Genomic DNA, 24890 nt, shown 5'->3' with positions numbered 1-24890 from the left:
CCATTTGTTGGTTAAGCTAGCAGCAGTTCACTAATGAATGGTGTAGCTACATGAATAATTTAAGCCCATTTTTAAAACCGAAATCAATCGCAGTCATTGGTGCGTCCGTTAGGCCTTTTCGTGCGGGCAACATTGTTATGAAGAATTTACTGCAAGGTGGATTCGATGGCGCAATCATGCCTGTTACCCCTTATTACCCGTCCGTTTGTGGTGTTTTAGCTTACAAAACCATCGATGCATTACCTATCGTTCCTGACATCGCAATCCTCTGTACCCATGCAACAAGAAACGTAGCCATTTTTAAACAATTAGCGGCAAAAGGAATTTCATCTGTCATTGTACTTTCGTCTGATATGTACAAACTTGACGATCAGGGTATTGAGATCCAAAAACAGTGCTCAGAAATCGCTAAATCAGCAGCAATTCGTGTGCTCGGCCCCAACAGTTTAGGTTTAATTTTGCCTTGGCTTAATTTCAACGCCTCGTTTTCTCCAGTAACGGCATTGAAAGGCAATATCGCGTTTATTTCTCAATCCGCTGCCGTTTGTACCACCATTTTGGATTGGGCTAACGATAAACAAATTGGATTTTCCGCATTTATTTCATTAGGCAACGCCAGTGACATTGACTTTGCCGATCTACTTGATTGCCTTAGTACAGATAGGCATACCGACGCGATCCTTTTGTATGTTGACACAATAAAAGACGCAAGGCGTTTTATGTCCGCTGCACGAGCGGCTTCACGCAATCGAAGAATACTGGTGCTCAAAGGCGGCCGAACTCTGGCGGGTCGTAAAGCAGCACAAGCTCATACAGGGGGTGATGATACTCTAGACATTATTTATGACTCCGCGATTAAGCGAACTGGTATGCTACGAGTCAATAATACCCATGAATTATTTGCCGCGGTAGAGACTCTTACCCACTCTGTACCACTTAGAGGTGAACGATTGGCCATCATTACAAATGGTGGCGGCCCTGCGATTATGGCGGTGGATACTTTGCTTGAACGCGGTGGAAAGCTGGCGGAGCTTGAAGAACATATTTTTGAGAAATTGAATCAATGTTTACCTGATAGTTGGTCACATAGTAATCCTATCGATATGGTTGGCGATGCGGATCACACAAGGTACGTCAATACGCTTAATGCACTGCTAGATAGTGATGAAGCCGATGCAATTCTTATCATGCATAGTCCTTCAGCTATTGCGCAATCAGAGCAGACGGCACAAGCCGTTGTTGATGCGATTAGAGCGCACCCAAGGCATAAACATTTCAATATCTTAACCAATTGGTCTGGAGAATTAACAGCTCGTCCTGCTAGACAAATATTCACTCAGGCAGGTATTCCAACGTATCGTACTCCAGAAAGTGCTGTGGTCGCATTCATGCACCTGGTTGAATATAGGCGCAATCAAAAACAGTTGATGGAAACCCCAACTACTGCAGAGCCCGTTCATGTTTCAGAAATCCACACTGCACAACAGTGGATAATTAAGCAGCTTGGCGAGCAATCCACTTTGCATTTAGATACTCATCAAATAGGCACACTGTTTAAGTGCTTTAATTTTGATGTGTTGCCGACATGGATAGCTTCTGATGCGAGTGAAGCAATCCATATTGCCGAACAAATTGGTTACCCTGTCGCAGTGAAATTGAGATCACCAGATATTGCCCATAAGTCCGATGTTCAAGGCGTGATGCTTAACTTACGCAATAGCCATGAAGTGGCAAACGCCGCCCAAGCAATCTTAGACCGAACGCAACTCTCCTATCCATCTGCTAATATTCATGGCTTATTGGTTCAAGGAATGGCTAAACTCGCTGGCGGAGAAGAGTTACGTATTAAGGTTAAAACAGATGCAACTTTTGGCCCGGTGATCTTGCTAGGGCAAGGTGGATCAGAATGGGATGAAGCCATTGACGCTGCAGCCGCTTTGCCGCCACTCAATATGACATTAGCCCGTTATTTGATTGTAAGGGCAATTCGTGGAGGCAAAATTAGGCTACAAAAATTACCAGAACCGATGAATGTTAATGGCTTGTCTGAATTTCTGGTGCGAATTTCGCAAATGATAATAGATTGTCCACAAATTCACGAGCTGGATATACATCCAGTACTTGCTAATGGAAGCCAATTTACGATCCTTGATGCTGATTTAATATTAAAACCATTTCAAGGTGATGGACACAGTAGGCTGGCGATTCGTCCTTATCCAAGTGAACTTGAGGAGCGGGTGACGCTACGAGACAATTCTGTTGTGATGTTACGGCCTATCTTGCCGGAAGATGAACCACAGCACGCAGAGTTTATTCATAACGTCTCGAAAGAAGATTTATACAAGCGCTTTTTCTCTGATGTTGGCGAGTTCAACCACGAGGCATTAGCCAACTTTACCCAAATTGATTACGACAGAGAGATGGCTTTTGTTGCCGTTGATAATAATGATGGTGAAGGCAAGATTATTGGGGTTTCTCGAGCACTAATTAACCCAGAAAATACCGATGCTGAATTTGCTATTTTGATCCGCTCCGATCTTAAAGGAAACGGCTTAGGAAAAATTTTGCTGCAAAAAGTCATCGATTACTGTCGTTTAAAAGGTACTGTACAAATATCAGGGATGACCATGCCGACAAACCGAGGAATGCTGACGCTTGCTCAAAAATTGGGCTTTGAAGTCGACATTCATTTTGAAGATGGCACAGCTGACATGGTGTTAGTATTAAATAAGGTCTGAGTCACAAGGGAAGATCGACCTTGATCTTCCCGCTTTCATTTGATCATTTACTCACAAGCTGAGAAATAAGCGCTCCGCTTAGCCTAACGACCAGTTTTTCTTAAGGTACTGTACGCACCACGATTTGGCCTCACCCATTTTATTTCGACGCCACGCCATAATAATTTCAACCGGAGATTCTGGAGAACCATCTATGATTTTTAGTTTGCCTTCCGCTATTAGAGGCAAAGCTATTTGCTTCGGCAGTGTTCCTATTCCTAACCCGTTGATCAGTGCTTCACATTTGGCACTAAAATTTGTCACAGTTAGTCTTGGTTGTTTCTGCAAAATATTAACGCTCATCGCTGGTTGCTCACGAGCGGTATCAGCAATCGCTATAACTCGATATTTTTCGCGTGCTACTTCATCAAATGCCCCGTTTCGTTTATGGACATAGTGCGAACTTGCAGCTACCCATATCATCGACATAGAACCAATCGTTTCGGCTTTAACGTCTTGTGGCAAAGTTTCTATTCTTGGGCAAATCAGTAGATCAGAGCGACCTGCTGACAAAGATTCCCAGCAACCTGCTAAAATTTCTTCTTGAAGACGTACCCTAGTTTTACTAACGTTGCCTAAAGCTTCCACCATAGGAAAGAAATTATTGATTGGTATGATCCCATCAAAGGCAACCGTCAGATCTAACTCCCAACCATTGGCAAGTAATGTCGCGTCATTAACTAATTTTTCTGTAGCAGTAAGAATGGCACGCCCTCGTTCTAAAATAAGCAATCCAGACTCGGTAAATGCGGCTTTATGTCCTGAGCGATCAAAGATCATGATATCTAAATCTTGCTCAAGTTTTTGTATTTGATAACTGAGCGATGAAGGTGCTCGGTTGAGTTCATTTGCCGCAGCCGCAAAGCTGCCACGCCTATCGATAGCATCTAGAATATGAAGTGCTTCTAAAGTAATTGGACTTTGCAAAATAAGTCACCCTTCCATGAAATCAGCAATTAGTTGTACCTTTGCAACTTGAATCGCAACTTCAAGTTGTTTGGCTATAGCTGCTAAGAAGTATGCCCTATTTGCTTATGTAGTGGTATTCACCGCGTTGAATAAAAGTGAAAAATTATATAGGTAAGGGATGAGCGAAAATGATACTTCAGAGAAAAGATATAAAAAAGCCAGCTTTACACTGGCCTTAGACAAATTCATTCAAAAAATGGGATTAAAAGTAAAAATGAATTGTTTATTTATTGTCGGCCATCTCTTTTTTAACCATTACAGCAGCTGCAACGATAAAAGCGATGATTAACCCAAGTTCCATACATAACCTCAATAAAAATGTAAATTTACGGAATAAAATAAGGACAAACAAAGTCTAGCATCTTTACAAGATTAAGATAGTATTTAACCAATTTATTACCTTTTTATCGACTCAGATCAAAAAACAGATGGACATCGCAAAATCATCACTTTCATCGTCTTAAATTACCACTCAGGTTTCACCCAAACATTACTAAAATCAAACCAACCTAATGCGTTACATTTTGCGTTTTGTAGAGAACCACACTGATCTTTGCTGATACCTAACCAACAGTGGAACATTGGGATCACTTGATATTTCTCAACTAATGACTTACCAATCTCTTTCGCAGGGAAAGCGGCGTGTTTATCTGCGCGCCATAAATCAACCAACCCCGTCCAGTAAGAAAAATCCTCAGCACGGCTTAAATGTTCTATATCACTATAATCCAACAACCATCCTGCAAGTGCATCTTCTCGATGATTGGCAATGCCCATCGGCTTTACCCAGATATCAACCAAACTTGTGTCTTCAACAGTTAAGTCATATTTGATCAACTCTACGTTAATCCCATCATCTTTGAGTAGTTGCTGTATGGTTTTAACCAAGCTAGGAAACATAGGGTGATGGGCATGGTACGCGACGGTAATTGAACGTTCATAGGGTGGTTTTACGGAAGTATCACTTGAGGTTTGGTGATACCAACCCGGTTTCAATCCGTACGCTGGCAGCACACCCAGCTCGACAACCTTCTCTTCTGGTAATTGTCGAAATAAGTTTAATGTACTGAGCTTATTGGTTAAGTAGTTTGCCCATACATCATCCGCAGCGACCCCATTTTTCCTATTTAACAGTAAATAAGTACAGCCGGGGTCTAGGTCGACGTCTTCCGTAAAGGAACCACGCTTAGTTTTAATTGGGTGCGATAGACTTGGAAAGACCATCGATGAATACGCTTCATCAATGACCCACACTTCGACTCTATCTAACAATGGACGAAAACCAAAGTAACCGTCGAAGGCTTGTAATACTAGGCGCTTTTCGTCATTAAGCACCACTTTATACGGTCCAGTTCCAACAGGCATTAAGTCAAAATTTTCACTACGATTTGATTCAGCCAGTAAAACTTTGGCGCAAGACTCCGCAAGCAGCAGAGGAAGACGGCTATCCGGTTTCTGTAAAAAGATGTCTATCACCCAATTTGAAGGCGAATCAATACGTTCTAAATGAGAAAACAAGTTCAGAAATCTTAATTCCCAAAGACTTTTTACAACGCATTCTGTGGTCAGTAAATCGCCATTATGGAACCTAACCCCTGGGCGTAGATAAAAACGCCAATGCGTTGCAGAAATGGCTTCCCACGTATGCGCAAGGTCGGGTTGTAATTGCTCATTTTCATCAAGCTGGGTTAAGCCGCTGAAGATTTGCATCGCGATGTGCTGCTCTGAACGACGCATCGGCTTTAAAGGATTGAGCATCGAAAGTGGTCGATAGTACGGTAGGCGCACCACTTGCAACCCTTCTTGATGCTGAACTCCCAAGTAGCTTTGAATAACTTGGGTCAGTTTTGCCGCATCTTGATCCAAAACCGAGAAGGCTTGACCTATTTTACCTTCATCCAGATACCGGCGAGCAAGGTTCTCACTAACATCGCTGCGGCTACGTTTGAATTTCAGGTCAGACAATTTTCCGCGACCAGCCGCGGGGTGCCATTCGATCCAGCCCTGCTCTTCCATTTTGTTCAGAACAATACGGGCGTTACGACGTGTGCAGAATAGAATATCGGTAATGTCTTCTAATTGAACACCAACATCTTGGCCATTAAAGTGTTCAAATAATGATTCGAATTGAACTCGAAGTCGCGGGCTACTCATATAAAGAGGAAATCTCAGTTTTTATAAAACTGAGATAGTTTCCTCATTTTGTGTTTACGATGCAAGGGGCTCAAAGCATTCTTTAAGCGATATCACATCCTAGCTGTTGAGACAGTTGCTTAATTTGCTGCTCATTATCTAATTTAATGGACCACTTAGCCTCTGAACAATTGACTGAAACCACATTGGCTCCTTGGCCAATAAGTTGAATGGCGTCCGTTTGTGCTTGCAGTATCACTTTGTGATCACCCTTCAAACGAACCACCAGCTCATGCGCCGTGGCAATAAGTTTTCCACCTGAAAAATCAATCACCATTTAACGGTCTACCTTTTCTGTTTTGGTCGCATGACGCACTTTCTTTACGGCTATAGTTAAACGGCTACTACAAACCAAGCGTTCACGTTCATCAGTAATATTGATTTGCCACACTTGTGTGGAAACACCTAAATGAATTGGCGTTGCCGTACCGATAACATGGCCTTCTCTCATCGCTCTAATATGATTGGCATTGATATCCAATCCGACACAGTAGTGGTCTTGATCGACACAAAAATTTGCCGCCAATGAACCTAATGTTTCCGCGAGCACAACCGAAGCTCCACCGTGCAACATACCAAGCGGCTGATGAGTAAAATGACAAACGGGCATCGTCGCAGATAAAGAATTGTCGGTGTAATCGCTATAAATAATATTGAGATGCTCTATCAATGTGTTTTTAGAGGTCGCGTTCAAGGTTTCTAGATCGATCGGCTTCTTCCAAATGGCCATGTGTCTATCTCATCTATTTTTTAAAGACGTTCATTTTATACCTAAAACCAAGAAAAAAGCATTCGACACTTAGATGAAGATCGTTAAATAAATTTGCACAATATAAAAACTGCCGACTTACAAACTAGCTTCTCGATGATATGATTCTTTTAAAATGTAATGAGTTGTGAGATGAGTAATCGTTCATCTAAAAGGAAACTATTTTATGGGAAACAGCCTCAAAACTTCAGTGCTATTAAGCTGCATGGCACTTGCTGCTTGTAGTTCTTCGCCCACAGGTCGAAACCAGTTAATCCTATTTTCTGATCAAGATATGAGCAGCTTAGGTGATCAATCTTTTGAACAAATGAAGAAAGAGATCCCGATCAATCATGATGCTAAAACCAATGCTTATGTTCAGTGTGTCGCGAAAACGGTGACAGACTATGTCCCTAAGCAACCAAGTTTTGACAACTGGGAAGTCGTGGTATTTGAAAGTGATCAGGTCAATGCATTTGCACTGCCTGGTGGGAAAATTGGTGTCTATACAGGTTTACTCAAAGTAGCAACTAATCAAGATCAGTTGGCTACGGTGATTGGCCACGAAGTCGCGCACGTTTTAGCCAACCACAGTAACGAGCGTTTGTCTCAGTCTCAAATTGCAAATGCAGGGTTACAAATTACACAGGTAGCGATTGGTGCTTCGGAGTATGCCCAGTATAAGGAAGCAACAATGGCTGCGCTGGGCGTTGGCGTGCAATATGGCGTCATTTTGCCTTATGGGCGTACACAAGAATCAGAAGCCGATATTGTAGGACTTGAACTGATGGCAAAAGCAGGTTTTAACCCTAAAGAGAGTGTTTCTTTATGGCAAAATATGGCAAAAGCATCAGGTGGAAGCCAACCTCCTGAATTGCTATCAACCCACCCTTCGCATAGTACGCGAATCCATGATTTAGAAGAGAAGATTAAAACCTTACCAGCTTCGTCAGCTACGCGTCCTAAATGTAGGTAATGCTATTAATCACAATAAATGTTCGAAATTATTGATGTAAAAAAGGAGCACTGCATGCTCCTTTCTTTGCTTCTGAAGGTGTTTATTTTTTATAACAGCTTAAGTACCAAGAATGAGCAGAGGGAGTTGCAGCATTGCATCGCCCGTGTTGGCAAAACTCCAAATAATGGTCGTTAGCGAAACCACTAGTCCGATATACCACAGCGCAGAAAATATCTGCCCATAACGATTCAATGGTAGCAAATGGCTCTGATGCCGTTGTCGCCATTCCATGACAATTTCTAGCGTTCCCATTGCCAGCAAAAAACCAAATAAAGTCAATCCAAGTGAATAACTTAACACAACACCGCCCACAGCAGCTAAGGCACATAAGGCGATACCGAGTTTGCTGTTCATTGAAAAGCTAACGCTTTTTAAAATGTGTCCACCATCCAGAGGAAGAATTGGTAACAGGTTGAACAAATTCAGAAACGCATTAAAAACCGCCAATCCAGCAAAAAACATCTCGCCAGTCACCCAATAACATGCAACTAAAATGAGTGAGAGAATTAAGCCAAAAAATGGCCCCATGATTGATATAACGACATCTTGCCAGCGAGTGTTGATCTTATCATCGCTCAGCGCAAGGCCACCTAAAAATGGGATTAGATAAATACCTTTGGTTTTCATGCCAAAATACTTCATGGCGCGAATATGTCCGTATTCGTGAAACATCAAGCAGGCGATCAGCGCAAGCGCAAATTGAAACGAAAAGAGCCACGAGTAAGCAGCTAAACTGGCTGATGCAAAGACTACTTTAATTAACTTGGCACTTTTTAAAGCTTTCATCCCTAACGAAACTAGCCCAATCAAGCTAAATCGTTTTTCTACTTTCGGTGCACTATAAGGAGTTTGAGTCTCTATATCTTTCTCAACACGCTCACCCTGCGTGACAATGTCACCATTAACGGAAGCTTGGTAGTGTAAAGAAAATGGCTGCCAAGTCAGTTCCACCTTTAATTCACAATGGTTTAGTGCTTCGCCATTGAGCAACTGAAATTGATGGATAGTTGTCGAACAAGCTTCACTTGAAGCATCACATTGAGCGACCAAATGATTATCCCAAAACAGTTGTTGCCAACCTGACAATGATCCCTCAAGGCGCAGAGATTTTCCTAAAAATGGCGTTGCTAGCAGTTCCAAACCGATACCTAACTATGAATATAAAAACTACGCGCATTATGCCTTTGAGCAATAACAGCGTAAAGCACGAAACAAAACTACTGACTATTGATGACATATTCAGTGCAATTCCCTTCAAAAAGAGCGCTTTTCAGCAATACCCCTTTTATTTCTAGGCGCAAAGTGGATAATACGTGCCTACATATTTTTACAAGGTGGGTACTATGTCTACTGAAGCAACTTTACTTGAACGCTGCCAATCAAAATGTGAGCTTTGTTCATCAGAATCTCCATTATCACCATTTGTGGTAGCGCCACATACTATGGTTACTGTTGACCATGCTGTTATGCTATGTGATACCTGTAAAGGTCAGATCGAGAACCCAGAAACAGTAGATGTGAACCACTGGCGTTGTCTTAATGACAGCATGTGGAGCCAAGAGCAGCCGGTTCAAGTGATGGCTTGGCGTCAACTCAAGCAACTTGCCGTCACTGAAGGTTGGGCTCAAGACCTACTTGATATGATGTATCTTGAAGAAGAAACAGCAAAATGGGCTGAAATTGGCATGGATGATGATGCCGAAAAACCGCGTGATGTAAACGGTGTTGAACTACAAAAAGGTGACGACGTAACGATCATTAAAGACTTACCAATCAAAGGTTCTAGTCAGGTGATCAAGCAAGGTACCGTGGTTCGTGGTATTAGCTTAGGTGATGACCCGAAACTGATTTCAGGTAAAGCTAACGGTCAATCGATGTACATCATTGCAGAATATTGCCGTAAGAAATAATTGCAGATAACAACAAAGCGTAACGACAACTTTAGCGCTTACGCTTTTCTTTTTTCTGCCAATTAGCTATCGCTATATACGAAAAAGCCGTCTCTTTCAGGGACGGCTTTTTTAATTCTAATAAATAGCTAATTAACGGTACAAACCGATATCTTTTTGCATGTGACCAGACAAGTCATTCTCGTAGTAACTACGAGGGGCGCTGTTGTCTACAAAAAGTATATCAACTAAATGTTTGATCAATCCTTTGAAGTTAACCGTGTAGGTTTTTTTGTCCATAGAGGTAGGTGCAGTGATAGTACCCAGATTCATTGCTTGTGCCATGATAGCCTCTCTTTATATTCGGTAACTTACTTTGTTGAAATGAATTCTAGGTGATATTTTTCTGGTTAAAAAATGACAAAATTTCGAATTTCAGATTAGTTATTCTAATGAAACAACACATTAACAGTGGCTATTTTTTATATTCATTATTTTTGGTTTTATATGCGAAATGGCGTCATTTTCGTGAATTTTAATCTTAATTCTTGACGCCACCCATCGATATTCACAAGTCGTTTACACTTGTCTTTTTATCTCTTTTTGTCATAGTTAAACTAAAATAACGGCAGGCCTTCACAGTGGGTGAAGTGTGTACAGAGAGCATGACATATCCAAGCAACTGTATATTGCAAGTAATGGTAATTACTCTCTCACGCCTTACATCTATTTTTGTATTAACAACGGTGAATGCTTCTGCTTATAAATTGAAGCAATAATGGCAACCGACATAGTGATAAGCAAAACACTCAGAGAAACTTGTGTCGGTATTTCCCACTCTGAGCCAACCAATGTCATCTTAATACCAATAAACACCATGATGAATGACAGCGCAGGTTTGAGATAAGTAAACTTGTCCATCATTCCTTGGAGAACAAAATACAATGAACGCAGGCCGAGTAGTGCAAAAACATTCGCGGCTAGCACCAAAAAAGGTTCTCGTGTCACGGCAAAAATGGCAGGTATTGAGTCCAAAGCAAACATCACATCCATAAATGCAAGCACCCCAATAACAATCAGCATCGGAGTCACAAGCCACTGTGTATCGCGTTTAACAATCAACGCGTTACCTTCATAACTGTCGGTGACTTTAAACCAGCGTCGAATGAATTTCTCCGGCATTGGGTTTAGCTGCTCATCGCCTTTTTCACGCGCAAGTTGTATCCCGGTCCACATAAGAAATAATGCGAACACATATAGCAACCAGTGATATTGCTCTAGTAACTGAGCACCGACAATGATCATTACTGCTCTTAGAATAAGCGCCCCAATCACTCCCCACAGCAATGCGCGAGGACGAAGGTGTTCTGGAACGGCATATTGGTGAAAAATAATCGCAAAAACAAACAAGTTATCAACACTAAGTGATTTCTCTAGCAGATAACCCGTAATGAATGAAATCATTGCCTTATCGGCAGAATAGGTACTGGTTGGTGCGTAAAAATCCCAATAAAAATAAAGAGTTGCTGCAAACACAAATGCCAATATAAACCACACCGTGCTCCAGATAGCCGCTTTAGTGATCGATACTTCACCACCACGAGTTTGCCAAATATCAACGGAGATGAGTAGTATAGTGAGTAAACCGAAACAAACGTAGATTGCTGGGGTCATAGTATGTGCATCCTCCAAAATACGGAAGGTTCACAAGGCAATCGCTTTGTTCGAAACCTTCCGCAGACAAGTAACCACTGATCATAGTGAACAGTGTTGTATGCGTTGGTCTCGTCGAAGTTGTCATTTTTCTGTTTTACAAAAAAACCACTAACTTATACTTACCGGATAAGCGAATGCTTAACGAGATGACGATAAGTAAACAAAAGGCGACTACTCCCCAATCGGCATGGATTCTAGACTTGTCATCGTGCAACGTCCATAGATTAGATCAAAAAAAGGAGCAATTTATTGCTCCTTAGTGAGTTCAGATGTCTTCAACGGCATTTACGTCTAAACACCTGCAAATGGCAGTAAGTAAACTAACGCTGACCATATACCAACCCAAGCAACAACGATGACGGTGTCAGCCCAATCTCTACTCCACATAGTTCTCCCCTTAGCATCTTCACGCACCTTCAAAGGTTGAAGATGCTCTAAGACTAATAACTACTGAGCAAACTCTATGCCATAACAGTAATGCTACACAGTACTGTTATGTCTTCGCGACGATTCAAGAGTATTTAACGTCTCTGGGTGGGCGGTAAGCAGTTCAATGAATGCATCGGCCATTGAAACATTCGAAATAATGCCTTCACCTTGCATTTGCAGTAATGCATCGTAACCTTCTTTGCCTTTCATCGTATAGGCAGAAGAAGAACCACAATAATATTTTTCAGAATCAACTAGTTGCCAACCTAATTTTTCATCAAACAGTTTTACATCAGTCACTCGGTTTCCAATTGGCCAGTCGTGGTGATAGACAAATGATAAATTATGCGTGTATGGATAACTGCCTGATCCAGTGCCGTTGACACCATTGCCTAATGCGTTATTTATTGCACCTTCGACAACTTGCGCAATCACTTTTCCTTGAATGTGATACACACCGATAGGAACGGCAAATGGCAGCAAGTTTCCGGCAATATCGGCAATAGATACCTTGCCTGCATTGAGTGAATTGCGTACTCCACCAGCATTATGGATTGCAAACTGCACTGGATGCCCACGCTCTTTCATCGCATACACAAAGGATTTTGCTACCAGTGGGGCCAGTTCACTTGCTCCCATTTCATCAGGGATACGAACATGCCTTAGCGAGCAATCAGCATGAGCAATGATATTCTGTTGTAATTGGCGCACTCTTGGCATGTATTTATCGATCAAGATACCTTGGACCAGAGGGTCTTTCTTACACACCACAACATTGGGATGATTGTTGAGAAACTCGCAGGCGCTTAGATGACTTTCATCCGTTCCGGCTTCATTCATGCTTGCATCTAAAAATAAACGGCGGCCAAGTAATAGCTCATTTCCTCCGCAAAACCCAACGACTTTTCCTTCAGTAGAGAAATCCACTTGGCAATGTCCCAAGCTTAATGCGTAGTATCCAGCTTGTACGACATAGGTATCATTAACTCTTAAGCCATAGTCATCGTCTTTCTTTAAGCCTAATGCACTAAAATCCCCTTGTAAGCGATGGCTATGCCCGCCAACGATAATGCCAATACCATCAACCTGCTGTGCCAGTTCAATATCAGCTTCATAACCCAAGTGACTGAGCAAAATGATTTTATTGATGCCTTTACGATGCAGTTGCTTAATTGTGTTCCTCGCTGTTTCAATGGCATTGGCAAAAGGCGTGTCTGGATCAGGGTTAGCAATATCGCTCATTTTATCGAGTGATAAACCGAAGATAGCGATAGTTTCCTCACCTGCTTGTTTTTCTATCCATTGTGCATACTGGCCTTGAGAATCGTAGCTGATGACTTGTGGACTTGATGCTATAGGGTAAGGTTTGTCTTTTCTTTCATTAGATAAATCCCAGTTGCCCGCAAGTAATGGAAATTGAATTCGCTCAACGAAATGCGCAACCGGCTCGTTGCCCATATCCAGTTCATGATTACCCAAAGCCATGGCATCAATATGAAGCGCATTAAGCATGTCGGCGTTGGCTTTTCCTTTGAATAAGGAAAAATACAAAGTACCTTGAAAACAATCTCCTGCATGCAAAAACAGAAATTGGCGCTTCATGCGCGCGGCATCATCTTTCAATTGAGCCACTCTAGTCGCTATCCGAGCAAAGCCGCCCGCACTAACATAGGGAGTCAACGTCTGTTGTTTTATATTCAATGAAAGCTGTAACGACGTAGGTTCAAAATATGAGTGAGTGTCATTTATATGTGCCAGCATAATTGATGCTGGTCTGTTCTTTTTATGCATCATTTATCTATCTCTTCTTTTTCCACTCCATCCTAGCCTACAAATCATGACAGAATCGTGACTTTTATGAAACGGCTTTGAAAACTAATTTACGCAAAGAGTGTTGCATCACCTTTCCCTAACATTATTTCTACCTGTAGCGCTCACATAAACATTTGATATGTGAGCCAACAAGCGACTTATCTCAAAAATTTAAATTATGCTTGATAAAAAGAAGCTGAACATACAGTAAGTCTTTGAGTTATAAAAGGAGTCAGCCTATGCATTTAGAGCGAATTGAAATTTCTGGATTCAGAGGAATTAAACGTTTATCGCTCTCTTTTGATGAACTCACCACCTTAATAGGTGAAAACACGTGGGGTAAGTCCTCATTACTAGACGCATTATCTGTTGTTTTACCCGCCAACGGCGTACCTTACCAGTTTGAAATGCAGGACTTCCATGTCGACTATTCTATCGCCCACCAACAAACCCAGCATTTACAAATTATTTTAAGTTTTGTTTCAACCGAAAAAAATGAATCTCGATCAGGGCGTTATCGTAAATTAAGACCACTTTGGGTCGATGATGAAAACGGTGACAAGCGTATTTTTTATCGGATAAGTGGCACACTGGATCGTCACCAAGTTACTACTCAATATCTTTTTTTAGATATTGAGGGTAATCCACTCCCTTTGCATCATTCAGAAAAACTCGCCCAAGAGTTGATGAGCCTTCATCCTGTGATCCGCCTAAAAGATTCAAGACGTTTTGAACGCCCATTCATTAACGGCAATGGAAAAAATGCACGGGTAGAAAAACGCATCGATAATACCTGTCGTCGCTTACTTGCGATTCCTGGGCATGTCAATAAAGGTGAGATGAAAAGCAGCCTTAATTCGATGAATATTTTGGTCAATCATTATTTTTCATTCAAAAGTCAAACTCGCAAAAATCCGAGGCAGCAACGTGATAGTTTAGTTTACTCGAGCCCTAAAACAGACAAGAACATAAGTCAGGTTGTTGAAGAAACAAAAAATAAACAAACTCGTCTTTTATTGATGGGGCTGCTCAATGCCTACCTTCAAGCCAAAGGGCCAACAGACTTAAGACGCTGTGCTCGACCTTTGCTCATTTTGGAAGATCCTGAAGGTCGTTTGCATCCAACTCATTTAGCACGCGCTTGGAGTTTACTCGAACTGCTTCCAATGCAAAAAATACTCACCACCAACAGTGGTGAGCTGCTGGGTTCGGTACCTTTACACTCTATTCGCCGTTTGGTGAGAACTTCTGATCGCACCACTGTAACATCAATGCCTTCACGAGGTTTAAACCAAGATGAACTACGTAGAATTGGATTTCATATACGTTTTCATCGTTCTGGAGCCTTGTTTGCTCGTTGCTGGTTATTAGTTGAAGGCGAAACGGAAGTATGGCTATTCAGTGAACTAGCACGTCAATGTGGCTACAACTTAGCCGCTGAGGGTGTTCAAATTATAGAATTTGCTCAGTCAGGCTTGAAATCGTTAATTAAAGTGGCCAAAGCCTTTGGAATTGATTGGCATGTGGTCACAGATGGAGACCCTGCCGGCAAAAAATATTCGGCAACTGTTCGTGGAATGCTATCTGGCGATCAGGAAAGACATCGTCTGACAGAATTACCTGACCGAGATATTGAGCATTTCCTCTATTCTCATGGATTTGAAAACTTTTTCAAAGATATGATCAAAATTCCGTACGACCACCCTATTCCAGCGAAAAAAGTGGTCACGCGTGTATTGAAGAAACACGCGAAGCCAGACTTAGCTTTAGCTATTGTTTCCCACTGTGAACTACAAGGTATTGAATGTATTCCCGTACTTTTACGTTGGACATTAAAGCGTGTCATTACGATGGCTAACGGCAATACTCAGTTCTAAAAAAAGGCACACATTGCTGTGTGCCTTGTACCATATTCATTCGGCATTATATAGGGACAATAAATACCGAAGACTAATATCAACAATTTTGATGAATCGATACAAATCAATCGGGGGTAGCCTTTTCTTAAACCAACGCCACACAATACCTTATAGGGAAAACCATTAAGACTGTGTTTCGGCAACGGCTTTGTCGTTAAGAGCCGGCTGTTTTGATCGCTGATGTAACCACATTCCACTTGCCTTCATTGCGTAACCGAATACACCGCCCAAAATAAGAGAAGGAACCACGACTTGCCAGTCACCGCCTGCGGCAAATGTTGCACAAGAACCAATAAATGTACCGGGGATGTAACTTAGCCATGTTTTGGAAGCTTGAATGCACATTAAAAATGCCACTATAGCAGTGATGACATAACCCAAAATATCTAGGCTAACTGAACTTGATGTATGAATAATCACCATTGCCCAAAATACACCACTGATATTGGTCATCAAACTTACTGCTAACCCTTTTATCCCATCCGTTGGAGAGGCGAAATAGCTAGTGCAGCCAAGAAAACCAGCCCACGAAAGCAGCCCTAATGAAACGGCAATCCAACCCCAAACACCGGAAAGAATTCCAGTGGTCAATGAAATGGCAAATAATGTACTCATAGCACCCTCATTTGAGCCGAACAAACCGCACGAGATTAAAATAAAGTGCAGTATTGCGATGGCATCAGTGAATCAAGTGGGCATACTAGAGTATAACCAATCAATATCTAGTGACTTTCATCACATAAATATTGCAATAGATTTATATTTCTCATCAAAAAATAGACGCAAACGGTAAATCAACAGATTTAGGAAATATGTTCTTTGTAAGAAGTGAACCGTTAAAGGACGCTTGGTTTACCTTTCATCATTCTTAACCCTTCACGTTTAATACATTCAACCAAAGGGTTTTCAGCCATATCGGCACGCCAAATAAAAGAAAGCGTTCTTTCCATATTCAATTCAGGTACATTGAGAGCAACTAAGTTCCCAGCATTGATAAAGCGTTCAACATCTAAATACGGCAAGCATGTCAAATAAGGACCATTAGCAACCATACTGCGTAATACAGGAACGTGTTCGTATTCCCGCCATACGTCTAAATCTGCAATGAGTTTGTGAATGGTACTATCAAATACTTTTCTCGTGCCGGATCCATGTTCTCGAAGTACCCACTTTGCTTGTTCGAGTTGCGCAAGACTCACCGTTTCACGCTTCGCAAACGGGTGATGTGCTGATGCAACTACGGTCAGGTGATCTCGACACCATACATCTTGGTGAATTCGATTATCGTCACAACGACCTTCAATGACACCAAGGTCATATTTGTAATCAAGTATGCCATCTATCACCCCTTTCGTACTTTGTACTCCTAGGTCAATTCGCATCTCTGGAAAGTCGTTATCAAGAATACTGATGAGGTCTGGGACTAAATGTTCGGCTGGCGTCTGACTGGCCCCTAAACGTATTTCACCACTAAGAAGATGTTGCTCATAAAACCCCATTTCTATTTGCTGAGCATCTTGTAATAAACGCTTTGCTTTGGGTCTCAACCACATCCCCCAATGGGTCAATGCCATTTGCTTTCCCTGCCTTTCAAACAAAGGTCGCCCTAACATTTTTTCCAGTTGTGCAAGCGACATACTGGTCGCTGATTGTGTTAGCGCTAGTTTGTCTGCAGCTTGGCTGACGCTACCACTATCGGCAACTGCGTCAAATACTGCTAATTGTTTGAGTGAATACCGCACTGCTAATCCTATTTAGTTTCATTTTCTTCTGCGTATTTAACCTTAATTTTTAAGGTGATATATGCGCAAGCGGTTTCATTTTACACCTTCATTTATGCATATCAAATTATTTGATGATGATTTTAAAAATTATCAATTTTACCACTACATACTCAACTGGTTAGTCTGTTTAGGAAGCAAGGCATGATGCGTTGTTTTTACTCTTACATTAACTAGGAGGTAAATATGAAAATGAGTTTTGGGAGACACTATGTCAGCGGCCTACTCTGAAAATAAACAACTGTTCTCACCTGTTGAGATGATGGCTGAAGCGGAAAAATTCGCTTTAAGTAAAGCTAAGAAATCCAGCGGTATGACTTTAAGCTTGGCTATTATGGCTGGCGCATTTATTGGCTTAGCCTTTTTGTTTTACATTACGGTCACAACGGGTAGTGCCAATGCTGGTTGGGGATTAAGTCGATTAGCTGGTGGTTTGGCCTTCAGTATGGGTCTTATCTTAATTGTGATTTGCGGTGGTGAACTATTCACAAGTTCCGTGTTATCGAGCATTTCTTGGGCAAACAAGCAAATCAGCTTCGGCAAAATGTTGTCTATTTGGGGCAAAGTTTACGTCGGCAACTTCATTGGTGCCATGCTATTACTGGTTTTAGTTACTGGTGCAGGCCTTTATCAAATGGATGGTGGGCAATGGGGACTAAATGCGCTCAATATTGCACAGCACAAGTTACATCACACCACAATTCAAGCATTTTCATTAGGGATTCTCTGTAACTTACTAGTTTGTCTTGCAATTTGGCTTACTTTCAGTTCTGCCAATGCAATGACAAAAGCAGCGATGACCATCATGCCTGTCGCGATGTTCGTATCCAGTGGATTTGAACACTGTGTCGCTAACATGTTTATGGTGCCTTTAGGTATTGTGATTCAAAACTTTGCTCCAGACAGTTTCTGGCAACAAATTGGTGTGAATGCAAGTCACTATGCCGATCTCAACATCTATCACTTTATTACCGCAAATCTAATCCCTGTAACGTTAGGCAATATCGTTGGCGGAGCGGTGCTGGTTGGTTTAGCCAACTGGAGTATTTTCCGACGTCCGCAACTCAAAGCTGCCAACATCCAATCTATTACAAAAACTGCAACAATCACGTCAGTTAAGGAAACTAAAATGAACAAAACAACAATGGTCCAAGACATCATGAATACCCAACCAATCACTCTGGGCGTTGAAATGCCAACGGCTGTTGCGGTTGATATGCTTTTAGATAACCAGCTTGATAGTGCTCCAGTTGTCGATGTGGAAGGTCGCTTAGTAGGCTTTTTCTCCGCTCACGATGTGATGGTCGACTTATGGTGCCAAGATTACATTCCAACAGCAGACCAAAAAGTGGTTGATTTGATGAGTCGTGACGTTGTGGCTATCGATGCTTCTGACCGTCTAATCGATATTGCAGAATTCTTATGTATTGATAAAGAGCAGCTATACCCAACGACAAGCATGGGTATTGCCACTCGCTTTAGCTCACTATCACTAGAGGAGCGCGCAAAAAGCATGAAAGTCAGCAAACCGCAAAACCTGCCCGTTCTAGACAATGGTAAATTTGTCGGAATGCTGACTCGTAATCACGTACTTCAAGCATTACGCCCTATTTATGGTGAACGCTTAACAGTTGTGGAAGAACGCTCTTTAGAAATCGCTTAGCCCTCAATTTTGGTCAGGAAATAAGTCGCTTGACTAAAAGCAAAAAGACCCCGCTTGCGGGGTCTATCTATTGGTAGTAGGTCGTAACGAATAGTAGTTTGTAGTAGCTAGCGCCACCATCGCCCTGCATGTGATTGCTCGGGATCAAACCAACGATTTAATAGCGCTAAGTGAGTGTCAAAAATGATTAAATATGGCTCAATCATCTGTGGTGATTGCTCGCAATGCGTGGCCTCAATACACTCTCTGAGTAGCTCTATACTCGATACCAAAAAAGACCACTTCTCGCTTTGTTGGATAAGTGCATTCATACGATTTAGCGCAGAATTCCCAATACGGTATGGTTCATACCTTACTGACTCTAAATCTCTCGTAAAAGAATGCCTTACAACACCTTCAAGATAAACACGATACGTTGTCAGTTCATCACATAGTAGAAACAATTGAGCTTCTAAATGCTGATAGGGATATTGAGCAACAAAGTGTCGGCTGATGTCATAGTCGACCAATACAGTTAGGCCTGACTGCTCACAGCGTTTTTTTAGAGTTCCAAGAAGACCTTGTTCATCCATCAACTGTTGTATTTCAAAAATACGCTGGAGGTGATAATCACTAGAGATAAAGGTAACGTGTAATTGATTACCGGCTTGCAGTTGACCAGTTTTTAGCAATTCAATCGCTAAATTTTCAATATTTTCCACTGTATTGGTTGAAGACTCTTCTAACAAAATATGGTTGCGATTCAATAAATTCGACAAACCACCACGTTGATTTGAACATTCATCGACTTGGCTCACCAAATAGCGATACATCGCCGACGCTTCTGACACCGTTTGTCCTTTGGTTACTCCACCACAGAATGCAAGCACGCTATTATCTATTTCATTACAGCGTAACGCCATCACCAATCTATCGATACGACTTTGCCCCTCTAAAGTGAGTTGGTCCGCGGCAAGGCGCTTACCCAACACCACATAAATTTTCTTTGTATTGTTACTACTCGTATCTTCTGGGTTCATTTTCTACCTAAAAAGTTAAATAACTAAAATGACCAAAACCATCTTATGCCCTTCTTATTCAAAGCTGAAAGTTGCCAATCATCTCAGGGATACATTGAAAACAAGCTAATCAATAATTTTACTCATGCGCGACAACACTCAAGGGAAACGTTTGCCTTGATTATACATTAGCGAAACATGATTTATACATTAGAAAAACTCGTGCATAAAGTGACATTTCTGCGATAATCGCGCCAAATTATAAACGCCTGACAGTGATAAAATAATCAGGAATAAATTCTTAATATCACTATATATCGAGATAATTATGTGGAATAAACTCAATAAATCAATGATGTTTTGCCAAATGATGTTTGGCTTATCGTTTTACGGTGTGATGGTAATCCTCACGCGTTTTTTTCTAGAAGATCTAGGTTATAACGAAGCGGATACCATGATGGTTGTCGGTGCGTTTTCATCGATTGGCCCTTTGTTTGCTATTGCTGGTGGATTTATCGCAGATAAATTCCTTGGTGCATATCGCTCATTAACTATTGCCTATGGTGCATTTGCAACAGGTTATGTGCTATTGGTTCTAGGTGCTTCTGCGACCAATGTCCCAATGGCTTTAGCTGGTATTGCACTTGCGAGTTACGCTCGTGGTTTGATGTCTCCTTCGTACCCCAGTTTGTATAAACGCACTTTTAAATCGCAAGAAGACTTCGAAAACTGCTACCCAATCAACTACTCAGTCAATAATGTTGGGGCACTACTTGGTCAATACCTATTTCCAATGTTTGTTTTGGCTATCGGTTTTAACGGTAGCTTTATGCTTTCTGCTATTTTGGCAGCGTGCGCATTTGCAACACTAATTATTTTCAATAAACCATTGGTTGGTGTAGCCGCTGAAATTGACCAAAATAAGGTTAGCAAAAAGAACTGGTTGGCTTTCTTAGTGCTTTCTTGCGCGATGGTGGGACTGGTATTTTTCATGTTCTCTAATATGGATATCGGCCAAAACATCGTCTATGCGATCGGTGCAGCCGCTATTTTATATTTCATAACATTAATGCTAAAAGCACAAAAATCAGACGCGCTGAAGATGGGAGCCATCCTTATCATGACGCTGCTCACTACTTGTTTCTTTGTTTACTACGGTCAAATGATGACTTCCATGACCATGGTAACAATCAACACAATGCGTGGTGACTTGTTTGGCTTAATCCCAATAGCGCCGGAAGCATCAATGGCGATGAACCCACTATGGTGTATCGTGGCGGGCCCAGTGATTGCGATGACATTCTCATCACTTGAAAAACGTGGCGTTAACTTTTCTACCGCAACGAAAATCGGCTTCGCATTTATTTTTACTGCCATTGCCTTTGGTATTCTAACCATGGCTGTCATGAGTGTCGGCGCAGATGTCGTTATCCGTCCTGAAGTGTTCTTAGTGATCCACTTCTTCCAAGCGTTTGCAGAAGTGATTGTCGGTAGCCTAGTGGTTGCGTTTATCCTTTCGGTCGCGCCTAAACATATCGAAAACTTCTCTGTTAGCTTATTTTCAGTTGCTATTGCCTTAAGTGGCATTGTCGGGGCCGTTTTCTCGACCTCAATAGCATTAGAAAAAGGCCAAGTCATTACCCAACAAATTGTACAAACCGTTTATGGCGACTACTTTAAATTGCTGACCATACTTGCTGTTGTAATGGTTGTGGTAGCGCTGATTGCTTCATTTATTATTAAAAAAATGCTCGAGGCGGCTCAGTCAAACCAGCCTAATGATCTTGTTGAAGCGAAAAGCTAGATTCATTAACACGTTTAAAAAATATCCTCCGGCATAGCCGGAGGTTTTTCATCTGTGCCCTAGTAGGTGCATCGCGATCTGACATTTGCATATGACTATTACTTACGCCCCATAAACGGGCTATCTTAATATGGGAGCGACAAGGGCTAGCAACGACTTCACGGTAGCTTAAATAATCAAGTTCAGGAGGGACACGCCTTGATTCTGGGAACATTTCGAAACGTTCCACTTTATCGAAAACAGACTGAACCAAAAGCTTCGTGCTGGCTAACGACGAGCGTTGGGAATCCCTCGTTAACCTTATTTTTTGAGCTTCACAACTTCACCACTCAATGCAACTCCAGCCATCACGGCTCCAGCACCACATTGAAAAGTATCGTTGCTTGAAGTGAGGTTATTTTTGTAATTTGATTTGATATTGACCACCGCATTTCCACCCTCTTTTATCGCTCTGTTTTTAAGAGCAATCATGGCGGAAAGAAAAACCCAATTGCACGCTTCTTCATCTGTTTTATTGAAAGCGTTCGTTTTTTTGTTGGTTTTAAATTCACCTAATTCTTTGAGAACTTTGCCGTAACTCTGCTCGCCAAAGTAAAATGAAACTTCAGAGCCTAATTTAGATTTAGCTACTTCAGAGCTCATTGCTTTTGTAATCGAATAATTACCCACATCATCTCTAGCAAAAGTGTTTGATGAGAAGAAAACCAGTGATGAAAGAGCTAAAATTGTTAATTTTTTCATTGTGATAAATTCCAAAATAATTTGATTGTGACTAGAGTATGACGCTGCATTAAAGGGTGAACAACGTACTGGCCAAGCCGTTGCATTCCACCGTAAAACACTTTACCTGACGCAGAGTAAAACTGCCACGCGTTGAGAATCACTCTTAAACAGTTTGTATGGATAATAACCAAGCCAAAAGGGTAAAATGAGATCCAGGCTTTAGCGGCAACTAAAGCTTTCTATGTAGTAGTTCGATTGAACGCTGGCTCCTCTGTCGAGAGACCGATAACAAACATGAACACCTCATAGGACTCCAAGCATAAACCTCGAATAGTCGACTGGGTCTCGAACCCGCATTTCGCAAGCAAGAGTTAGCTTATTATGAATACAAAAACACTTCAAAACATTAATATCGGTGTTGATACTGGCAAATCACAGCTCGACATTTACATCCGTCCACTCGATGTTTTTTTTACCGTGCCAAACAACGAAAAAGGTATCAAACAAGCCTTAACTACCATCAAAAAACACAACCCACAGCGTATTGTAGTGGTACGGTGAATTTGGCCACCTGATTAGAGGTGTTAAAATACATCTCATAAAACCAACAGGTGACAATATGAGTAAACGCGAAAGAAGAACATTCAGCGCACAATTTAAACTTGAAGCTGCTCAACTGGTTGTGAGTCATGGTTATTCCGTTATCGAAGCGGCTAAAGCGATGAACGTCAGTCAATCCGCTATCGACCGTTGGGTTCGGCAGTTGAAGCAAGAGCAACAAGGGATTGCCTCCAAGGCATCGCCGTTAACGCCCAATTAAGGGGTGAACAACGCTACCACCCAGCCTAACGCATTGTACCGTAACCATTAAAATTGAAGTAGAAGCAAAAATGCCAAGCGTTGGGAATCCCTCTTAAATTGATTGTTAGTTGCGAAACTTACCGCTTGCTGAGTACTACCAACCTTAATCCAGGTAGTCTGGTGTATGTAAGTTTGTACCGCAGACTTTGCACTTGTAATCACCTGTAGGTTCACCTTCCACTAGCGCACTTGCTATTGCAGCGAAAAAGCCTGAAAAGAAACCTTTAACTTCTGTTTCCGTGGTTTCATCAGATTTGGAGAAGCTTTCATACTTATGAAGCGTCACCTTCTTGCAATTACAGCAGAACGCTTTGGTTTCTTCAGAACCGTATGTTTGAACCAACTTGATTATCTCCCAAAAGCTATTTTTTCACCTAGCAACTAACGCCCAATTAAGTGGTGAACAACGCACTGACCAAGCCACCGCATTGCACCATAAAACACTTTACTCAACGCATAGTAAAACTGCCACGCGTTGAAAATCCACTTGAATTGTTTGTTAGGGGCAGGCTCAGTATTCCTCAGAAACAATTAGTTCACCGCCAGATTCTATGACAACAAAAGCCACTGAGTGCTGCTTGCTATAAAATCCAACAGAACATATAGCCATTGAGCCCGAACCACATGTAACCTCGGGGTATTGCTTACTGAAAGAGGTTTCGCCTTCTTGCTTGGGGGAGAGTTCCCAGCCTTTGGCAAAAAATTCATTTTTCACCATATCGTAAGCTTTACCTTTAAACTGAGAAAAATCTAACTCATTAGCGGCTATAGAAGTAACCATAGCAATGACTGAAACTAAGACGACGCCAAACTGAATTTTCAATCTACTCTTCCTTACAAATATCGACAGCCCCTAACGCCGCGTTAAGGGGCGACAACGCTATGGCACCAAACTTAAGCATTGTGCCATAAACACATGAGCCAAACTTTGAACTAAAACCGCCAAGCGTTGGGAGTCCCTCTTGAACGCATTGTTATGCGTGCGTTACCTGCATATTTTTAACCAATCTTTATCAGTTGGCATCGTATCAAATTTCGGTATACCGTCATTTACAAACCCCACGTCCCAGCTAGCGTGAGAGCCAACATAAACATGAGCAGAAACTTTTGTATCCACGGGCTCGGACAGCAGGCCAGCTGGCACCCAATATGAATCACCGCTTGAGCTGATATTCGGTACTGGGCTACCGCATTGACAGCAAAACTCAGATTTAAAACCTGAGCTCGTAGAAAATGACCTAATTTGATGTTCGCCGGAACGCCACTTAAAATTTGAGGCTTCAACTATCAACGCTGAATTTGATGAAGAACCCGATACCTTGCGACACAGAGAACAATGGCATTGATAAATGGGTGGCAATTCGCCTGACAACTCAAACGAAACTTCTCCACACAAACAGTTTCCTTTCAAATTTAATTCTTCCTTGTTAATTAGTACGCATAACGCCGCGTTAAGTGGCGAGCAACGCCAACCACCTTACCTAAACCATTGTGACATAAACACTTAACCTGAAGAAAGCCGAAAGCGCCAAGCGTTGGGAGTCCGTCTTAAACGCTTTGTTATATGCGTGCTAAAGCTACATTATGACT

At 41.7% G+C, this 24890-nt stretch carries 22 protein-coding genes and 2 pseudogenes; 9 read left to right on the top strand and 15 right to left on the bottom strand.

Annotation, left to right across the window (positions count from 1 at the left end):
* Positions 1–50: 50 nt before the first annotated feature.
* The gene (locus EYW48_RS16350) at positions 51–2738 is read left to right on the top strand and encodes a bifunctional acetate--CoA ligase family protein/GNAT family N-acetyltransferase (protein WP_176314058.1); all 2688 of its coding nucleotides are present in this window, start codon (positions 51–53) and stop codon (positions 2736–2738) included.
* A gap of 78 nt (positions 2739–2816) precedes the next feature.
* Here EYW48_RS16350 and EYW48_RS16345 read toward each other — a convergent pair whose 3' ends face one another.
* Positions 2817–3704, bottom strand: coding sequence for a LysR family transcriptional regulator (locus EYW48_RS16345; protein ID WP_053312106.1), 888 nt, complete (start codon positions 3702–3704; stop codon positions 2817–2819).
* A 160-nt stretch (positions 3705–3864) separates the two neighbouring features.
* Between EYW48_RS16345 and EYW48_RS16340 the strand changes: the two genes are divergently transcribed.
* Positions 3865–4035 (top strand): hypothetical protein, encoded by a 171-nt coding sequence (locus tag EYW48_RS16340; protein WP_171822952.1) that lies wholly within the window; start codon positions 3865–3867, stop codon positions 4033–4035.
* Between the two features lie 176 nt (positions 4036–4211).
* Here EYW48_RS16340 and EYW48_RS16335 read toward each other — a convergent pair whose 3' ends face one another.
* From EYW48_RS16335 to EYW48_RS16325, 3 genes are all read right to left on the bottom strand, one after another.
* Complete coding sequence (locus EYW48_RS16335; protein WP_176246638.1) at positions 4212–5900, bottom strand: SgrR family transcriptional regulator; 1689 nt, start codon at positions 5898–5900, stop codon at positions 4212–4214.
* An 82-nt stretch (positions 5901–5982) separates the two neighbouring features.
* Positions 5983–6216: a DUF3389 domain-containing protein gene (locus EYW48_RS16330; RefSeq protein ID WP_277432682.1), complete on the bottom strand. Its 234-nt coding sequence runs from the start codon at positions 6214–6216 to the stop codon at positions 5983–5985.
* Positions 6217–6669: a hotdog fold thioesterase gene (locus EYW48_RS16325; protein ID WP_053312109.1), complete on the bottom strand. Its 453-nt coding sequence runs from the start codon at positions 6667–6669 to the stop codon at positions 6217–6219.
* A gap of 205 nt (positions 6670–6874) precedes the next feature.
* On the opposite strand from EYW48_RS16325, the gene EYW48_RS16320 reads away from it, so the two are divergent.
* Positions 6875–7663, top strand: a complete 789-nt coding sequence (locus tag EYW48_RS16320) for a M48 family metallopeptidase (protein WP_274683840.1) — start codon at positions 6875–6877, stop codon at positions 7661–7663.
* Positions 7664–7762: 99 nt separating this feature from the next.
* Here the strand turns inward: EYW48_RS16320 and EYW48_RS16315 are convergent, their stop codons facing one another.
* Positions 7763–8845 (bottom strand): site-2 protease family protein, encoded by a 1083-nt coding sequence (locus EYW48_RS16315; protein ID WP_277432681.1) that lies wholly within the window; start codon positions 8843–8845, stop codon positions 7763–7765.
* A 203-nt stretch (positions 8846–9048) separates the two neighbouring features.
* On the opposite strand from EYW48_RS16315, the gene EYW48_RS16310 reads away from it, so the two are divergent.
* Positions 9049–9615 (top strand): PhnA domain-containing protein, encoded by a 567-nt coding sequence (locus EYW48_RS16310; RefSeq protein WP_053312112.1) that lies wholly within the window; start codon positions 9049–9051, stop codon positions 9613–9615.
* Positions 9616–9747: 132 nt separating this feature from the next.
* Here EYW48_RS16310 and EYW48_RS16305 read toward each other — a convergent pair whose 3' ends face one another.
* The 3 genes from EYW48_RS16305 to EYW48_RS16295 all read right to left on the bottom strand — a co-directional run bounded on the left by EYW48_RS16305 (position 9748) and on the right by EYW48_RS16295 (position 13533).
* Positions 9748–9939, bottom strand: coding sequence for a hypothetical protein (locus EYW48_RS16305; RefSeq protein WP_277432680.1), 192 nt, complete (start codon positions 9937–9939; stop codon positions 9748–9750).
* 381 nt (positions 9940–10320) lie between these two features.
* Entirely contained in the window at positions 10321–11268 is a 948-nt protein-coding gene (locus tag EYW48_RS16300) for a TerC/Alx family metal homeostasis membrane protein (protein ID WP_277432679.1), read from the bottom strand.
* 522 nt (positions 11269–11790) lie between these two features.
* Entirely contained in the window at positions 11791–13533 is a 1743-nt protein-coding gene (locus tag EYW48_RS16295; RefSeq protein WP_277432678.1) for a bifunctional UDP-sugar hydrolase/5'-nucleotidase, read from the bottom strand.
* Between the two features lie 257 nt (positions 13534–13790).
* On the opposite strand from EYW48_RS16295, the gene EYW48_RS16290 reads away from it, so the two are divergent.
* Complete coding sequence (locus EYW48_RS16290; protein WP_261918703.1) at positions 13791–15428, top strand: ATP-dependent endonuclease; 1638 nt, start codon at positions 13791–13793, stop codon at positions 15426–15428.
* Between the two features lie 165 nt (positions 15429–15593).
* Here the strand turns inward: EYW48_RS16290 and EYW48_RS16285 are convergent, their stop codons facing one another.
* On the bottom strand, positions 15594–16085 hold the full coding sequence (locus EYW48_RS16285; RefSeq protein ID WP_168524641.1) for a DUF1097 domain-containing protein: 492 nt from the start codon (positions 16083–16085) through the stop codon (positions 15594–15596).
* Between the two features lie 221 nt (positions 16086–16306).
* Positions 16307–17212 carry a LysR substrate-binding domain-containing protein gene (locus tag EYW48_RS16280; RefSeq protein WP_053312118.1) on the bottom strand — a complete coding sequence of 302 codons (906 nt, stop codon included), beginning with the start codon at positions 17210–17212 and terminating at the stop codon, positions 16307–16309.
* A 250-nt stretch (positions 17213–17462) separates the two neighbouring features.
* Here EYW48_RS16280 and focA point away from each other — a divergent pair, with 250 nt between their 5' ends.
* Positions 17463–18914, top strand: a complete 1452-nt coding sequence (gene focA, locus EYW48_RS16275; RefSeq protein ID WP_053312119.1) for a formate transporter FocA — start codon at positions 17463–17465, stop codon at positions 18912–18914.
* Positions 18915–19021: 107 nt separating this feature from the next.
* On the opposite strand, the gene EYW48_RS16270 is transcribed toward focA, so the two are convergent.
* Entirely contained in the window at positions 19022–19933 is a 912-nt protein-coding gene (locus tag EYW48_RS16270; RefSeq protein ID WP_172533494.1) for a YdcF family protein, read from the bottom strand.
* A gap of 307 nt (positions 19934–20240) precedes the next feature.
* Here EYW48_RS16270 and EYW48_RS16265 point away from each other — a divergent pair, with 307 nt between their 5' ends.
* Complete coding sequence (locus EYW48_RS16265; RefSeq protein WP_053312121.1) at positions 20241–21716, top strand: MFS transporter; 1476 nt, start codon at positions 20241–20243, stop codon at positions 21714–21716.
* A 300-nt stretch (positions 21717–22016) separates the two neighbouring features.
* Here the strand turns inward: EYW48_RS16265 and EYW48_RS16260 are convergent, their stop codons facing one another.
* The gene (locus tag EYW48_RS16260) at positions 22017–22457 is read right to left on the bottom strand and encodes a hypothetical protein (RefSeq protein WP_053312122.1); all 441 of its coding nucleotides are present in this window, start codon (positions 22455–22457) and stop codon (positions 22017–22019) included.
* Between the two features lie 363 nt (positions 22458–22820).
* Here EYW48_RS16260 and EYW48_RS16255 point away from each other — a divergent pair.
* Both EYW48_RS16255 and EYW48_RS16250 read left to right on the top strand, forming a co-directional pair.
* Positions 22821–22991, top strand: a pseudogene (locus tag EYW48_RS16255) (IS110 family transposase); the annotation flags it as partial.
* Positions 22992–23058: 67 nt separating this feature from the next.
* A pseudogene (locus tag EYW48_RS16250) lies at positions 23059–23253 on the top strand (transposase); the annotation flags it as partial.
* A 150-nt stretch (positions 23254–23403) separates the two neighbouring features.
* Here EYW48_RS16250 and EYW48_RS16245 read toward each other — a convergent pair.
* From EYW48_RS16245 to EYW48_RS16235, 3 genes are all read right to left on the bottom strand, one after another.
* Positions 23404–23643 (bottom strand): hypothetical protein, encoded by a 240-nt coding sequence (locus tag EYW48_RS16245; protein ID WP_080539581.1) that lies wholly within the window; start codon positions 23641–23643, stop codon positions 23404–23406.
* A 168-nt stretch (positions 23644–23811) separates the two neighbouring features.
* Positions 23812–24123, bottom strand: coding sequence for a hypothetical protein (locus EYW48_RS16240; RefSeq protein ID WP_277432677.1), 312 nt, complete (start codon positions 24121–24123; stop codon positions 23812–23814).
* 162 nt (positions 24124–24285) lie between these two features.
* Entirely contained in the window at positions 24286–24660 is a 375-nt protein-coding gene (locus EYW48_RS16235; RefSeq protein WP_269799015.1) for a GFA family protein, read from the bottom strand.
* Between the last annotated feature and the right edge of the window lie 230 nt (positions 24661–24890).

Source organism: Vibrio sp. 1180_3 (assembly GCF_029478545.1).
GTDB lineage: Bacteria > Pseudomonadota > Gammaproteobacteria > Enterobacterales > Vibrionaceae > Vibrio > Vibrio aestuarianus.
Note: the sequence above shows the minus strand (reverse complement) of the source record. Positions and strands in the feature narration are given on the sequence as shown.

What these genes read in the sequence shown, in the direction of transcription:
- EYW48_RS16340 (WP_171822952.1), top strand. Translation starts at nt 3,865, where the DNA reads ATGAGCGAAAATGATACTTCAGAGAAAAGATATAAAAAAGCCAGCTTT.
- EYW48_RS16335 (WP_176246638.1), bottom strand. Translation starts at nt 5,900, where the DNA reads ATGAGTAGCCCGCGACTTCGAGTTCAATTCGAATCATTATTTGAACAC.
- EYW48_RS16350 (WP_176314058.1), top strand. Translation starts at nt 51, where the DNA reads ATGAATAATTTAAGCCCATTTTTAAAACCGAAATCAATCGCAGTCATT.
- EYW48_RS16300 (WP_277432679.1), bottom strand. Translation starts at nt 11,268, where the DNA reads ATGACCCCAGCAATCTACGTTTGTTTCGGTTTACTCACTATACTACTC.
- EYW48_RS16285 (WP_168524641.1), bottom strand. Translation starts at nt 16,085, where the DNA reads ATGAGTACATTATTTGCCATTTCATTGACCACTGGAATTCTTTCCGGT.
- focA (WP_053312119.1), top strand. Translation starts at nt 17,463, where the DNA reads ATGTCAGCGGCCTACTCTGAAAATAAACAACTGTTCTCACCTGTTGAG.
- EYW48_RS16320 (WP_274683840.1), top strand. Translation starts at nt 6,875, where the DNA reads ATGGGAAACAGCCTCAAAACTTCAGTGCTATTAAGCTGCATGGCACTT.
- EYW48_RS16260 (WP_053312122.1), bottom strand. Translation starts at nt 22,457, where the DNA reads ATGAAAAAATTAACAATTTTAGCTCTTTCATCACTGGTTTTCTTCTCA.
- EYW48_RS16305 (WP_277432680.1), bottom strand. Translation starts at nt 9,939, where the DNA reads ATGGCACAAGCAATGAATCTGGGTACTATCACTGCACCTACCTCTATG.
- EYW48_RS16270 (WP_172533494.1), bottom strand. Translation starts at nt 19,933, where the DNA reads ATGAACCCAGAAGATACGAGTAGTAACAATACAAAGAAAATTTATGTG.
- EYW48_RS16330 (WP_277432682.1), bottom strand. Translation starts at nt 6,216, where the DNA reads ATGGTGATTGATTTTTCAGGTGGAAAACTTATTGCCACGGCGCATGAG.
- EYW48_RS16310 (WP_053312112.1), top strand. Translation starts at nt 9,049, where the DNA reads ATGTCTACTGAAGCAACTTTACTTGAACGCTGCCAATCAAAATGTGAG.
- EYW48_RS16290 (WP_261918703.1), top strand. Translation starts at nt 13,791, where the DNA reads ATGCATTTAGAGCGAATTGAAATTTCTGGATTCAGAGGAATTAAACGT.
- EYW48_RS16265 (WP_053312121.1), top strand. Translation starts at nt 20,241, where the DNA reads ATGTGGAATAAACTCAATAAATCAATGATGTTTTGCCAAATGATGTTT.
- EYW48_RS16325 (WP_053312109.1), bottom strand. Translation starts at nt 6,669, where the DNA reads ATGGCCATTTGGAAGAAGCCGATCGATCTAGAAACCTTGAACGCGACC.
- EYW48_RS16295 (WP_277432678.1), bottom strand. Translation starts at nt 13,533, where the DNA reads ATGATGCATAAAAAGAACAGACCAGCATCAATTATGCTGGCACATATA.